The sequence below is a fragment of the Pseudomonas sp. p1(2021b) genome, from assembly GCF_020151015.1.
GTDB lineage: Bacteria > Pseudomonadota > Gammaproteobacteria > Pseudomonadales > Pseudomonadaceae > Aquipseudomonas > Aquipseudomonas putida_K.
This window is the reverse complement of the sequence record NZ_CP083746.1, coordinates 568,214-582,192: the sequence shown is the minus strand read 5'-3', so window position 1 is coordinate 582,192 and position 13,979 is coordinate 568,214. Positions and strand designations below refer to the sequence as shown.

Here is a 13,979-nt window from a genome sequence, read left to right as displayed (position 1 = left end):
GGTCTTGCGATGAAGTTACGCGGTCTGTACGCGATCACCGACAGCCAGCTGCTCGCCGGTCGCTTCCTGTCCCATGTCGAGGCGGCCCTGGACGGCGGCGTGTGCCTGCTGCAGTACCGCGACAAGAGCGATGACGCAGCCCGCCGCCTGCGCGAAGCCGAAGCGTTGGCGAAGCTCTGCGAGCGCTACGCTACCCAGCTGGTCATCAATGATGACGCCGAGCTGGCTGCACACCTGGGCGTCGGCGTACACCTGGGCCAGACCGATGGCCCCCTGACCCCGGCCCGCGCCCTGCTCGGCCGTGACGCCATCATCGGCTCCACCTGCCACGCCCAGCTCGAACTGGCCGAGCAGGCTGTCGCCGAAGGCGCCAGCTACGTGGCCTTCGGCCGCTTCTTCAACTCCGTGACCAAACCCGGTGCACCGGCCGCCGACCTCGCCCTGCTGGGCCAAGCCCGCGCCCGCGTGCAACTGCCGATCGCCGTGATCGGCGGCATCACCCTCGACAACGCCGCCCCGCTGGTCGCCCAAGGCGCCGACCTGCTGGCGGTGATCCATGGCCTGTTCGGTGCCGACAGCGCGCAGGAAGTCACCCGCCGCGCCCGCGCCTTCAATGCCCTGTTCGTCTCCTGATTCGAGAGAAATCCCATGTCCCGTTCCGAATCCCTGTTCGCCCAAGCCCAGAAGCACATCCCCGGCGGCGTGAACTCGCCCGTGCGTGCCTTCCGCAGCGTCGGCGGCACCCCGCTGTTCTTCAAGCATGCCGAAGGCGCCTATGTCATCGATGAAGACGACAAGCGCTACGTCGACTACGTCGGCTCCTGGGGGCCGATGATCCTCGGCCATAGCCACCCGGACGTTCTTGCGTCGGTGCGCAAGCAGCTGGAGCACGGGCTGTCCTACGGCGCCCCGACCGCCATGGAAACCGAGATGGCCGACCTGGTCTGCTCGATCGTGCCGTCCATGGAAATGGTGCGCATGGTCAGCTCCGGTACCGAGGCGACCATGAGCGCCATCCGCCTGGCCCGTGGCTACACCGGCCGCGATGCGATCATCAAGTTCGAAGGCTGCTACCACGGCCACTCCGACAGCCTGCTGGTCAAGGCCGGCTCCGGCCTGCTGACCCAGGGCGTGCCGAGCTCCGCCGGCGTGCCGGCGGACTTCGCCAAGCACACCCTGACCCTGCCGTTCAACGACATCGCGGCGGTGGAGAAAACCCTGTCGGAGGTCGGCCAGACGGTAGCCTGCATCATCGTCGAGCCGGTGGCCGGCAACATGAACTGCGTACCGCCGGCGCCAGGCTTCCTCGAGGGCCTGCGCGAACAGTGCGACAAGCACGGCGTGGTGCTGATCTTCGATGAAGTGATGACCGGTTTCCGCGTGTCCCTCGGTGGCGCCCAGGGCCATTACGGCATCAAGCCGGACCTGTCGACCTTCGGCAAGATCGTCGGTGGCGGCATGCCGGTCGGCTGCTTCGGCGGCAAGCGCGAGATCATGGAACGCATCGCCCCGCTTGGCCCGGTCTACCAGGCCGGTACCCTGTCGGGTAACCCGCTGGCCATGGCCGCGGGCCTGACCACGCTCAAGCTGATCAGCCGCCCGGGCTTCCACGATGAAGTGACCGCCTACACCAGCCGCATGCTCGACGGCCTGCAGCAGCGCGCCGATGCCGCTGGCGTTCCGTTCGTCACCACCCAGGCGGGCGCCATGTTCGGCCTGTATTTCAGCGGCGCCGACGACATCGTCACCTTCGACGACGTGATGGCCAGCGATGTCGAACGCTTCAAGCGCTTCTTCCATCTGATGCTCGAGGGCGGCGTGTACCTGGCGCCGAGCGCGTTCGAGGCCGGCTTCACCTCCATCGCCCATGGCGATGCCGAGCTGAAGATCACCCTGGATGCGGCCGAACGCGCCTTCGCAGCCCTGAAATAAAGGTTGCCCACACGGGCACATTCACGGGCAACCACGCTCCCACAAGCCCATCATCAACGCTGTGGGAGCGGGTTCACCCGCGAAGGGGCCGGTTCACGCCGGCTTTGTGACGACTGTCACACCCCCAACCTCTGGATGACCAAGCTTCACCTATACAGAAAATCGAGTAAAACTTTGTAAGGTAGGCGCTGCTTATCCCATAATGTGCCACCAGAGACATTGGCCGCAGCTTTGCAGAGGTAAGTCGATCCCCATGAACCGCACCGGCCGAGCCCTTACCCTGGGCTGCCTGCTGCTTCTTCAGCCCCTGCTGGCCCTGGCGGAGGGCGGCAACTCGTTGCTCATTCCAGCGACGGGACGCTGCACCCTCAATACCCAGCCAGAGGACCTGGAGAATGCCCTGAAGGCCTGCGAGCGGACGGCAGAATCGGGGGATGCCCAGGCACAGTATGAACTGGGCGAGTTCTACTACAGTGGCACCCAGGCCCCCAAGGACCTGAAAAAAGCCGTCAACTGGTTCGAGAAGGCCTCGCTGCAAGGCCAGGCCCAGGCTCAATACCGCCTGGGCGCTATGTTCTTCCATGGCGAAGGGGTCCCGGCCAACAATGTGCAGGCCTATATCCTGCTGAAGATGGCCGCGGTCAATGGCGATGAAGACGCCCTGGACATGGCCGACGAAGTCACCGAGCAGATGCCCCGCGACGAACTCGAGCATGCCACCCAGGTGCTTGGCCAGATCTTCCGCAAATACCTGCTGGAACTGCAGAACGCCGAAGGGCGTACGCCGTTCTCTCCCCTGCCCTGACGGGCCGCCTACTTCTCCGGCATCGGCATCGGGAATGGCATCACGTTGCCGCCCCCCTTGGCCTCGCTGATCTTCGCGGTACCCAGGCGCTCCACCTCATCGATACGCACGATCGAATGCATCGGCACGAAGCTGCGCACCACGCCTTCGAACTGCGCCTTGAGCTTCTCTTCGCTGGGGTCGACTACCACCTGGGAGCGCTCGCCGAAGACGAATTCCTCGATCTCCAGGAACCCCCACAGGTCGCTCTGGTAGATCTGCTTGGCGTACATCTCGAAAACCTGGCCCTGGTTCAGGAAGATCACTTTGTAGATAGCGGGTTCGCGTTTGCTCATGATCGAAAGAAACGACATAAAGATAGGAAAAGGCCGGCATCATAGCAGACCGCCTGGCCTGTTAAGCACCCGCCCCGGTCTCTATAATGTGCGGCCCTTTCAGCACCCGCAGCAGATGATTCGCCATGGCCAAGAAGCTCTACATTGAAACCCACGGTTGCCAGATGAACGAGTATGACAGCTCGCGCATGGTCGACCTGCTGGGCGAATACCAGGCCCTGGAGGTGACCGAGCATCCCGATGATGCCGACGTCATCCTGCTCAACACCTGCTCGATCCGCGAAAAGGCCCAGGACCAGGTGTACTCCAAGCTCGGTCGCTGGCGCGCCCTGAAGGACCGCAACCCGGACATGGTCATCGCCGTCGGCGGCTGCGTCGCCAGCCAGGAAGGCGAGGCGCTGCGCAAGCGTGCGCCCTATGTCGACGTGGTGTTCGGCCCGCAGACCCTGCACCGCCTGCCCGAGATGATCGACGCCGCCCGTAGCACCCGCCTGCCGCAGGTCGACGTGTCGTTCCCGGAGATCGAGAAGTTCGACCACCTCCCCGAGCCCCGCATCGACGGGCCGACCGCGTTCGTCTCGGTCATGGAGGGCTGCAGCAAGTACTGCACCTTCTGCGTGGTGCCCTACACCCGCGGTACCGAAGTCAGCCGGCCGTTCGATGACGTCCTGGCGGAGGTGATCCACCTGGCCGAGAACGGCGTGCGTGAGATCACACTGCTGGGCCAGAACGTCAACGGCTACCGCGGCCTGACCCACGACGGGCGCCTGGCCGACCTGGCCGAACTGATCCGCGTCGTGGCAGCGGTGGACGGTATCGAGCGGATCCGCTACACCACCTCGCACCCGCTGGAGTTCTCCGACAGCCTGATCCAGGCCCATGCCGAGGTTCCGCAGTTGGTCAAGCACCTGCACCTGCCGGTGCAGGCCGGCTCCGACCGCGTGCTGGCGGCCATGAAGCGCAACCACACGATCCTTGAATACAAGTCCAAGCTGCGCAAGCTCAAGGCCGCGGTACCGGACATCTGCATCAGTTCGGACTTCATCGTCGGCTTCCCCGGCGAGACCGAAAAAGACTTCGAGCAGACCATGAAGCTGGTGGCGGAGGTCGGCTTCGACTTCTCCTTCTCGTTCGTCTACAGCGCCCGCCCGGGCACCCCGGCGGCGGAGCTGGCGGACGACACCCCCGAAGAGGTGAAGAAACAGCGCCTGCAACGGCTGCAGCACCGCATCGACCAGCAGGGGTTCGAGATCAGCCGACGCATGGTCGGCAGCATCCAGCGCATCCTGGTCACCGACTTCTCCAAGCGCGACCCGGGCAAACTGCAGGGGCGTACCGAGAATAATCGAATCGTCAACTTCCACTGCGACAATCCTGCGTTGATCGGCCAGTTGGTGGATGTACGGATCGAAGAGGCCAAGCCGCATTCGTTGGTCGGCTCGTTGGTTCAATGATGATCGGTGACTGGCCTTTTCGCGGATGAACCCGCTCCCACCGAATGGCGGTTAACCTCGTGGGAGCGGGTTTACCCGCGAATGCGGCACCAGATACCTGTCCCTTGATCGTTTCAGTGCTTTCGCCACCGCCCTTCAAGGGTTATTCTTGAGTTCACATCCATTGCCGTCGAGCGGCTAAAAACGACCTTGAACGCACCCATACAACCCCATCGCTTCATCCTCGAGCCCTTCGAGGCCCACCGCTTCGCCAACCTGTGCGGCCAGTTCGACGAGCACCTGCGCCTGATCGAACAGCGCCTGGCCATCGAAATCCGCAACCGTGGCAATCAGTTCGAACTGATCGGCGAGCCCAAGACCACCTCGGCTGCCGAACAGTTGCTGCGCCGCCTCTATCGCGAAGCCAAGGCCTCCGAGCTGTCACCGGAAACCGTCCACCTGTACCTGCAGGAGTCGACCGTCGAGACCCTCGACAACCCGGCCGTCAATGAAGTCAGCGTCTCGCTGCGTACGCGCAAGGGCAACATCCGCCCGCGCGGTGTCAACCAGCAGCGCTACGTGAAGGAAATCCTGGCCAACGACATCAACTTCGGCATCGGCCCCGCCGGTACCGGCAAGACGTACCTGGCCGTGGCCTGCGCCGTGGATGCCCTGGAGCGCGAGCAGGTGCGCCGCATCCTGCTGGTACGCCCGGCCGTCGAGGCGGGCGAGAAGCTCGGCTTCCTGCCTGGCGACCTGGCCCAGAAGATCGACCCGTACCTGCGCCCGCTGTACGACGCCCTCTACGAGATGCTCGGCTTCGAACATGTGGCCAAGCTGATCGAACGCCAGGTGATCGAGATCGCTCCGCTGGCCTACATGCGCGGCCGCACCCTGAACAACAGCTTCATCATCCTCGACGAAAGCCAGAACACCACCCTCGAGCAGATGAAGATGTTCCTCACCCGCATCGGCTTCGGCTCGACCGCGGTGATCACCGGCGACATCACCCAGGTCGACCTGCCACGTGGCACCAAGTCGGGCCTGGCCCATGTGATTGAGGTGCTCAAGGACGTGCCGGGCATCAGCTTCACCCACTTCCAGCCCAAGGACGTGGTTCGCCACCCCTTGGTGCAACGCATCGTCGAAGCCTACGACCGCTTCGACGCCCGCCAGGCCAAGCCCGAGGCACCCGCCCAAGATGCTTGAACTCGACCTGCAACGGGCCACGGATGCCGCTGCCCCTGATGACGCCGCCTTCCGCCGCTGGTGCGAGCTGGCCCTGCGCCAGCGCAGTGCCGACTCGGAAATGACCATTCGCCTGGTCGACGAGGCCGAAGGCCGCGCGCTCAACCACACCTACCGGCACAAGGACTACGCGACCAACGTGCTGTCGTTCCCGGCCGATGTCCCCGACGAGCTGCTCGATATCCCGCTGCTGGGCGACCTGGTCATCTGCGTGCCGGTGGTCGAGCGCGAAGCTGCCGAACAGGGCAAGGCCCTCGAGGCGCACTGGGCGCACCTAGTCATCCACGGCTGCCTGCACCTGCTCGGCTACGACCACATCGAAGATGACGAAGCCGAGGAAATGGAAGCCCTGGAACGAACCTTGCTGGCGGAACTGGGTCATCCCGACCCGTACGCCGATGACGAAATCACGCCTCCCGCGACAAAGGATCACGAGTAACCGCCATGAGCGAAGACCGATCGAGCAATGGGCAGAAGTCCTGGCTGGGTAAACTGACCCAGGCTTTTGTCCATGAGCCGAAAAACCGCCAGGAGCTCCTCGAGCTGCTGCGCGAAGCCCATCAGAACAAGCTGCTAGACAGCGAAGCGCTGACCATCGTCGAAGGCGCCATCCAGGTCGCCGACCTGCAGGTGCGCGACATCATGGTGCCGCGCTCGCAGATGATCAGCATCAAGGCCAGCCAGTCGCCACGCGAATTCCTGCCGGCGGTGATCGACGCCGCGCACTCGCGCTACCCGGTGATCGGCGAGAGCCATGACGATGTGCTCGGGATCCTCCTGGCCAAGGACCTGCTGCCGTTGATCCTCAAGGAGAACGGTGACAGCTTCAACATCAAGGACCTGCTGCGCCCCGCCACCTTCGTGCCGGAGTCCAAGCGCCTGAACGTGCTGCTGCGCGAGTTCCGCGCCAACCACAACCACATGGCCGTGGTCATCGATGAATACGGCGGCGTGGCCGGCCTGGTGACCATCGAGGACGTGCTGGAGCAAATCGTCGGCGACATCGAGGACGAACACGATGTCGAGGAAGACAGCTACATCAAGCCACTGCCCAGCGGTGACTTCCTGATCAAGGCCCTGACACCGATCGAGAACTTCAACGAGTTCTTCGACTGCGAGTTCTCCGACGACGAATTCGACACCGTCGGCGGCCTGGTGATGAGTGCCTTCGGCCACCTGCCCAAGCGCAACGAGACCACCGAGATCGGCACCTACAAGTTCCGTATTCTCAATGCCGACAGCCGGCGGATACACTTGCTGCGCCTGACCCCGATCACCCGTTAAGGACAAACATGCGTTGGATCACCCGCCCCGGCTGGCCCGGTAACCTGCTGGCCCTGGCGGCTGGCGCATCGACCCTCCTGGCCCTGGCGCCGTTCGACATCTGGCCGCTGGCGCTGCTGTCGATCGCTATGCTCTACCTCGGCCTGCGTGAGCTCAGCCCACGCCAGGCCATGTGGCGCGGCTGGTGGTTCGGTTTCGGCCTGTACGGTGCTGGCACCTGGTGGATCTACGTCAGCATGAACACCTACGGCGGCGCCTCGCCGCTGCTGGCTATCGCCTTGCTGCTGGCGTTTTTCGCCGCCCTCGCCTGGTTCTTCGCCCTGCCCGCCTGGCTGTGGGCCCGCTGGCTGCGGCGCAACGAGGCGCCGCTGGCCGACGCCCTGTGCTTCGCGGCCCTGTGGCTGCTGCAAGAGGCCTTCCGCGGCTGGTTCCTGACCGGTTTTCCCTGGTTGTACGCTGGCTACAGCCAGCTCGACGGCCCACTCGCAGGCCTGGCACCACTTGGGGGCGTATGGCTGGTTTCCTTTGTCCTGGCATTGAGCGCGGCGCTGCTGTGCAACCTGCATCGCCTCCGTGCCCGCCCATCGTTCCTGGCGGCGGGCCTGGTACTGCTCGTGGCGCCTTGGGGGATCGGCATGGCCCTGAAGGGCCACGCCTGGACCAAACCTTCTGGCGACCCGCTGAAGGTCGCGGCCCTGCAGGGCAACGTCGAACAGGACCTGAAATGGGACCCTGCGCACATCGACGCACAACTGACGCTGTACCGCGACATGAGTTTCACCTCCAAGCCCGTGGACCTGCTGGTGTGGCCGGAAACCGCCGTGCCGGTGCTCAAGGACCAGGCCCAGGGCTACATCGATGTGATGGGGCGCTTTGCCGCCGACCGCCATTCGGCGCTGATCACCGGCGTGCCGGTACGTGAAGTGGTGCACCACCAACGCCGCTACTACAACGGCATCACCGTGACCGGCGAAGGCGATGGCACCTACCTCAAGCAGAAACTGGTGCCGTTCGGCGAATACGTGCCGCTGCAGGACATGCTCCGTGGGCTGATCGAGTTCTTCAACCTGCCCATGTCGGACTTCGCCCGTGGCCCGTCGGACCAGCCGCTGCTGCAGGCCAAGGGCTACCAGGTTGCGCCATTCATCTGCTACGAAGTGGTGTACCCGGAGTTCGCCGCGGGCTTGGCCGCACGCAGCGACCTATTGCTGACCATCAGCAACGACACCTGGTTCGGCACCTCGATCGGCCCGCTGCAACACCTGCAGATGGCCCAGATGCGTGCCCTGGAAGCAGGCCGCTGGATGATCCGCGCCACCAACAACGGCGTGACCGCGCTGATCGACCCGTTCGGCAGGATCACCGCGCAGATTCCGCAATTCCAGCAGGCGGTCCTCTATGGGGAAGTGGTGCCGATGCAACAGCTGACCCCCTACCTGCAATGGCGCTCGTGGCCGCTGGCTATCGTCTGTGCCCTGTTGCTGGGCTGGGCGCTGATGGCGGGGCGTGTCGCCAGGACAGTCTAAGTTTTCCTGCCCCGGCCTCATCGCGGGACAAGCCCGCTCCCACAGGATCTCCACAGCCCTTGAGGTTTGTGCGTACCTGTAGGAGCCAACTGTCTTTCACTTCCACCCGACCAATGCACGTATCAGCGGTAGGCAGACACCAGTCTGCCTACCCGATGTGCCTTCAGACAGGCTGATCACGCCATGGCGTTCCATCACGCACCATGGCATTGAGCCTCACCAGCAGCACGCGCATGCATGCCACCAGCGCTACTTTTGCTGGCTTACCGCTCGCGCGCAGCCGGGCCCATCGCGCTTTAAAATCTGGATTCACGCGTGCCATCACCAAGGTGCACATGTAGGCCGCACGACGCAGTTTCGCCCGGCCGCCGTAGACATGGCGCTTTCCGTTTTTGGTCCCACTGTCGTTGTTGTAGGGCGCCACACCCGCCAGGGCAGCTACTTGCGCACGGTTCAGATCACCCAGTTCCGGCAGATAGCAGAACAGACTGGCAATGGTGACGTTGCCCACACCCTTGATCTCGCTCAAGCGTTCGAATAGGTCTGCATCGACACGGCGACTCTGCTCAGCGATCTGTTCATCGCATGCCTTGATCAAGACGCGTAATGTCGATTCGAGCGTTTTATAGTGCTCCAGCACAACAGGCAGCGAGGCCTGCTTGATGCGGCGACGATTGTCATCGCGTTGCTGGACCAGCTATCGCGCTGATTGACCAGTTCGGTCAGGTGCTCGCGAGCCTCGTCAGGTACAACGAAATGCTTGTCCTCCAAGGCGGAGGCAAATAAGGCTAGCATCCGTGCATCGATAGGGTCAGTCTTGGCTCGCTTGCCCATGGCTAGGGCGAATTGACGTGCCCGGGCAGGATTGATTCGCTGCACTTTCAAACCGGCCTTGGCCAGCAACCGGATCGACAGCTTTTCGTAACCGCCGGTAGCTTCGACCAGCACACGCTCGACCGCATGGGCTTTGAAATGTTGGGCGATAACTTCGAGCCCTGCAGCATCATTGGTCACGCAAAGCTCGGAGGCCTCGGGATACAGGGCCACTTGCAAGGTATTTTTGGAAACATCGATTCCGGCATAGGCAGACATGAGTAAAGCCTCTAGTCTTGAAGATGAGAGGTCGCTCTGGCCTGGCTCACGCTTGTTGTTCGAGGTCGGACTCAGTCAACTGTTCGAGCTTGAGCCAGAGCGAGAAGAGTGGACGGCAGCTCGGCTCCTACCCGTGCTCATGGCACCGCGAGCTAGCAGCTTGCCGTCCACCCCTCTCACCTAACACCTTACCTCTTGCGAAGACACAAGCGGGCTCGTCCCGCGATGAGGCCGGTCCAGCAGCAGAAAGCATCAATAAAACAACCGATACCCCACCAACCCCACCGCCTCGTTGAGCAACTGCCCACTGCGCCAAACCGCCCGGCTATCGGGCAGCAACCCGGCGAACGGCTGGGCATGGTCGCCACCGAGGAACCCCACCGGTGCCGTCACCACCTCGAACCCCGCCCGCTCGAAGCTCCACCGCGCACGCGTCATGTGCCAGGCCTGGGTCACCAGCACCACCCGGCGAATACCCTGGGGCTGCAGCAGCCGCGCACTGAACTGGGCATTCTCCCAGGTGGTGCGGCTGGCCTCCTCCTTCCAGCGCACGGCAACGCCGAAGTCCGCCTGCAATCGGTCAGCCATCAATTGCGCCTCGCTCGGCGGCGTCCCGTAGTGCAGCCCGCCACTGATCGCCAGCGGCAACCCCGAGGCCTTGGCCAGCTGCGCGGCATAGCGCATGCGCTCCAAGGCCGTGCCAGTCGGCTGGTCCTGCCCGCCCCAAGCCGGGTCGCCGCGCTCACGGCCAGCGCCCAGCACGACGATGGCATCGGCACGCTCGGCCAGGGCCGGCCATTGCGCCGGCGGCAGCGGCGCTTCGGTTTCCAGTTGCCGGGCAGCCTGCTCCACCACCAGCGGCAGGCTCATCAGCCATAGGCCGCCCAGGCCCAGGGCGAAGCAGGCCGCCGCCAGCCGCGGGCGTCGCGTGCGCAGCCACCAGGCGGCCAGCAGCAGCAGGAACAGCACGCCAGGCGGCAGCAACCATTGTTTGATGAAGTAGCGAAGCGGCATGCACAGACCTCCCATGAAGGCGTGCAGCCTAAGAGGATCGACGCCGGGCAACAAGTGTGTGTCCGACGCCGATCATGAGCAGTTGTAAGAAAGAACCGGCGCACGACGGTCTGCGCCTGGAACCCAGAACGGCTAGCGGGGCAGCGTCCGGGATCTTGCCGTGATGGCAGGGCGTTTCTTGTCCTTGAGCCAGACGATCTTCGCCGAAGTCGGCTCCGGTGGCGGGTAGGCACCGGTACTGGCAAAGCGACCTTCCGGGAGGGTTTCCAGGTAGGCCTTGATCACTTCGAACTCGGCATGGCTCAGGCCACGCAGTTCCAGTTCGGCTGGCATCTCGTCGCGTAATCGTACGGAGGTCCTGGCCACTTCCAGAGCCAGGCCCAGGCGGTCGATCAAGCGTTCGTATAGCTCCGGTTTGATTGCGGGTAGCTGCGACTCTCCCATCCGTTCACCTCATTGAAGATAAGAATATCTCCCCCACAAATGAGCTTAGCGTCACTGCAAAAAGCAGCCGGATGCCGCGACCAACGGCCCGTGGGCCGCATTCAGGGTTTCCCACGATACGCGACGCTCATGTATGCTACGGCGTTCACTCTACCGACACCGGAGTGCCGGACGCAGCGAGGTTCCGCTGCGGAAAACAGGGTCCCTACCTCTCTCAGCACAAAGTAGCCATGCACGAACAATACACGCCCCGTGAAATAGAAGCCGCCGCCCAGACCTTCTGGGACGAGCAACAATCGTTCGCTGTCACCGAACAGCCAGGCAAGGACACCTACTACTGCCTGTCGATGTTCCCGTACCCGAGCGGCAAGCTACACATGGGTCACGTGCGCAACTACACCATCGGCGACGTGATCGCCCGCTACCAGCGCATGCAAGGCAAGAACGTGCTCCAGCCGATGGGTTGGGATGCCTTCGGCATGCCGGCGGAAAACGCCGCGATGAAGAACAACGTCGCCCCGGCCAAGTGGACCTACGAAAACATCGACTACATGAAGTCCCAGCTCAAGAGCCTGGGCCTGGCCATCGACTGGTCCCGTGAAGTCACCACCTGCAAGCCGGACTACTACCGCTGGGAGCAATGGCTGTTCACCCGCCTGTTCGAGAAGGGTGTCATCTACCGCAAGAACGGCACCGTCAACTGGGACCCGGTCGACCAGACCGTCCTGGCCAACGAGCAGGTCATCGATGGCCGTGGCTGGCGTTCGGGCGCGCTGATCGAGAAGCGCGAAATCCCGATGTACTACTTCCGCATCACCGACTACGCCGACGAGCTGCTGGAAAGCCTCGACGAGCTGCCGGGCTGGCCTGAGCAGGTCAAGACCATGCAGCGCAACTGGATCGGCAAGTCGCGCGGCATGGAAGTGCAGTTCCCCTACGACCAGGCGAGCATCGGCCACGAAGGCGCCCTGAAGGTCTTCACCACCCGCCCGGACACCCTGATGGGTGCGACCTACGTCGCGGTCGCCGCCGAGCATCCGCTGGCCACCCAGGCTGCCCAGGGCAACCCGGCGCTGCAGGCGTTCATCGACGAATGCAAGAGCGGCAGCGTCGCCGAGGCCGACATGGCCACCCAGGAGAAGAAGGGCATGCCCACTTCCCTGTTCGTGCAGCACCCGCTGACCGGCGAGAAGCTGCCGGTCTGGGTCGCCAACTACGTGTTGATGCACTACGGCGATGGCGCCGTGATGGCAGTCCCGGCCCATGACGAGCGCGACTTCGAGTTCGCCCACAAGTACAACCTGCCGGTCAAGGCAGTGGTACGCACCAGCGCTGGCGACGAGGTCGGCAGCGAGTGGCAGGCCGCCTACGGCGAGCATGGCCAGCTGATCAACTCCGGCGAATTCGACGGCCTGGACTTCCAGGGCGCCTTCGATGCCATCGAAGCCGCCCTGATCCGCAAGGAACTGGGCAAGTCGCGCACCCAGTTCCGCCTGCGCGACTGGGGCATCAGCCGCCAGCGCTACTGGGGTTGCCCGATCCCGATCATCCACTGCCCGTCCTGCGGCGACGTGCCGGTGCCGGAAGACCAGCTGCCGGTCAAATTGCCCGAGGATGTGGTGCCGGACGGCGCCGGCTCGCCCCTGGCGCGCATGCCCGAATTCTACGAATGCACCTGCCCGAAATGCGGCGCTGCGGCCAAGCGTGAAACCGACACCATGGACACCTTCGTCGAGTCGTCCTGGTACTTCGCCCGCTACGCTTCGCCGAACTACGAAGGCGGCATGGTCGACCCGAAGGCGGCCAACCACTGGCTGCCGGTGGACCAGTACATCGGCGGTATCGAGCACGCCATCCTGCACCTGCTGTACGCGCGCTTCTTCCACAAGCTGATGCGCGACGAGGGTCTGGTCACCTCCAACGAGCCGTTCAAGAACCTGCTCACCCAGGGCATGGTCGTCGCCGAGACCTACTACCGCACCGCCAGCAACGGCGGCAAGGACTGGTTCAACCCAGCCGACGTCGAGGTCGAGCGTGACGCCAAGGCCAAGATCATCGGCGCCCGCCTGAAGACCGACGGCCTGCCGGTGGAAATCGGTGGCACCGAGAAGATGTCCAAGTCCAAGAACAACGGCGTCGACCCGCAGGCCATGATCGACGCCTACGGCGCCGACACCTGCCGCCTGTTCATGATGTTCGCCTCGCCGCCCGACATGAGCCTGGAATGGTCCGACTCCGGCGTCGAGGGTGCCAGCCGCTTCCTGCGCCGTGTCTGGCGCCTGGCCCAGTCCCATGTTGCCCAAGGCCTGCCGGGCAAGCTGGATGTCGCTTCGCTGGACGACGCGCAGAAGACCATCCGCCGCGCCATCCATGCCGCGATCAAGCAGGCCAGCACCGACGTGGGCCAGTTCCACAAGTTCAACACCGCCATCGCCCAGGTGATGACCGTGATGAACGTGCTGGAAAAAGCCCCGCAAGCCACCGAACAGGACCGTGCCCTGCTGCAGGAAGGCCTGGAGGCCGTGACCCTGTTGCTGGCCCCGATCACCCCGCACATCAGCCATGCGCTGTGGCAGCACCTGGGCCACGACCAGGCGGTGATCGATGCCACCTGGCCGAGCGTCGACGAAAGCGCCCTGGTGCAGGACAGCATCACCCTGGTGGTCCAGGTCAACGGCAAGCTGCGCGGCCAGGTTGAAATGCCCGCCGGCGCCAGCCGTGAAGAGATCGAAGCCGCCGCTCGCAGCAACGAAAACGTCCTGCGCTTCATCGATGGCCTGACCATCCGCAAGGTCATCGTCGTGCCGGGCAAGCTGGTCAACATCGTCGCCAACTGATGGCAACGCCCACCCGCACACGGCGCGGG

The 13,979-nt window shown here is 64.0% G+C and carries 14 protein-coding genes; 9 read left to right on the top strand and 5 right to left on the bottom strand.

The annotated features are described in order from the left end of the window. Positions 1–9 precede the first annotated feature (9 nt). The 3 genes from thiE (at position 10) to K8374_RS02685 (ending at position 2,737) form a co-directional block, all read left to right on the top strand. The gene (thiE, locus tag K8374_RS02695; RefSeq protein WP_224457827.1) at positions 10–633 is read left to right on the top strand and encodes a thiamine phosphate synthase; all 624 of its coding nucleotides are present in this window, start codon (positions 10–12) and stop codon (positions 631–633) included. Positions 634–648: 15 nt separating this feature from the next. Next, entirely contained in the window at positions 649–1,932 is a 1,284-nt protein-coding gene (hemL, locus tag K8374_RS02690; protein ID WP_224457826.1) for a glutamate-1-semialdehyde 2,1-aminomutase, read from the top strand. A 253-nt stretch (positions 1,933–2,185) separates the two neighbouring features. Next, entirely contained in the window at positions 2,186–2,737 is a 552-nt protein-coding gene (locus tag K8374_RS02685) for a tetratricopeptide repeat protein (RefSeq protein ID WP_224457825.1), read from the top strand. Positions 2,738–2,745: 8 nt separating this feature from the next. Here K8374_RS02685 and K8374_RS02680 read toward each other — a convergent pair whose 3' ends face one another. Continuing rightward, the gene (locus tag K8374_RS02680; RefSeq protein ID WP_084855572.1) at positions 2,746–3,072 is read right to left on the bottom strand and encodes a DUF1820 family protein; all 327 of its coding nucleotides are present in this window, start codon (positions 3,070–3,072) and stop codon (positions 2,746–2,748) included. A gap of 125 nt (positions 3,073–3,197) precedes the next feature. Here K8374_RS02680 and miaB point away from each other — a divergent pair, with 125 nt between their 5' ends. The 5 genes from miaB (at position 3,198) to lnt (ending at position 8,563) form a co-directional block, all read left to right on the top strand. Next, positions 3,198–4,526, top strand: coding sequence for a tRNA (N6-isopentenyl adenosine(37)-C2)-methylthiotransferase MiaB (gene miaB / locus K8374_RS02675; RefSeq protein ID WP_224457824.1), 1,329 nt, complete (start codon positions 3,198–3,200; stop codon positions 4,524–4,526). Positions 4,527–4,715: 189 nt separating this feature from the next. Then, on the top strand, positions 4,716–5,714 hold the full coding sequence (locus K8374_RS02670) for a PhoH family protein (protein WP_084855536.1): 999 nt from the start codon (positions 4,716–4,718) through the stop codon (positions 5,712–5,714). After that, complete coding sequence (gene ybeY, locus K8374_RS02665; RefSeq protein WP_224457823.1) at positions 5,707–6,192, top strand: rRNA maturation RNase YbeY; 486 nt, start codon at positions 5,707–5,709, stop codon at positions 6,190–6,192. The genes K8374_RS02670 and ybeY overlap by 8 nt, the downstream gene beginning before the upstream one ends. Before the next feature lie 5 nt (positions 6,193–6,197). Next, a complete protein-coding gene (locus K8374_RS02660; RefSeq protein ID WP_224457822.1) occupies positions 6,198–7,037 on the top strand; it encodes an HlyC/CorC family transporter in 840 nt (279 codons plus the stop codon). A gap of 8 nt (positions 7,038–7,045) precedes the next feature. Further along, on the top strand, positions 7,046–8,563 hold the full coding sequence (gene lnt / locus K8374_RS02655) for an apolipoprotein N-acyltransferase (protein ID WP_224457821.1): 1,518 nt from the start codon (positions 7,046–7,048) through the stop codon (positions 8,561–8,563). A gap of 163 nt (positions 8,564–8,726) precedes the next feature. Here lnt and K8374_RS26280 read toward each other — a convergent pair whose 3' ends face one another. The 4 genes from K8374_RS26280 to K8374_RS02640 all read right to left on the bottom strand — a co-directional run bounded on the left by K8374_RS26280 (position 8,727) and on the right by K8374_RS02640 (position 11,113). Continuing rightward, complete coding sequence (locus K8374_RS26280; RefSeq protein ID WP_318010859.1) at positions 8,727–9,161, bottom strand: transposase; 435 nt, start codon at positions 9,159–9,161, stop codon at positions 8,727–8,729. Then, complete coding sequence (locus K8374_RS26275; RefSeq protein ID WP_318010858.1) at positions 9,158–9,655, bottom strand: IS110 family transposase; 498 nt, start codon at positions 9,653–9,655, stop codon at positions 9,158–9,160. The genes K8374_RS26280 and K8374_RS26275 overlap by 4 nt, the downstream gene beginning before the upstream one ends. A 252-nt stretch (positions 9,656–9,907) precedes the next feature. Then, positions 9,908–10,669 (bottom strand): YdcF family protein, encoded by a 762-nt coding sequence (locus K8374_RS02645; RefSeq protein ID WP_224457820.1) that lies wholly within the window; start codon positions 10,667–10,669, stop codon positions 9,908–9,910. 132 nt (positions 10,670–10,801) lie between these two features. Continuing rightward, on the bottom strand, positions 10,802–11,113 hold the full coding sequence (locus tag K8374_RS02640) for a hypothetical protein (protein WP_084855541.1): 312 nt from the start codon (positions 11,111–11,113) through the stop codon (positions 10,802–10,804). 230 nt (positions 11,114–11,343) lie between these two features. On the opposite strand from K8374_RS02640, the gene leuS reads away from it, so the two are divergent. Beyond that, entirely contained in the window at positions 11,344–13,950 is a 2,607-nt protein-coding gene (gene leuS, locus K8374_RS02635; RefSeq protein WP_224457819.1) for a leucine--tRNA ligase, read from the top strand. The last annotated feature ends 29 nt before the right edge of the window (positions 13,951–13,979 follow it).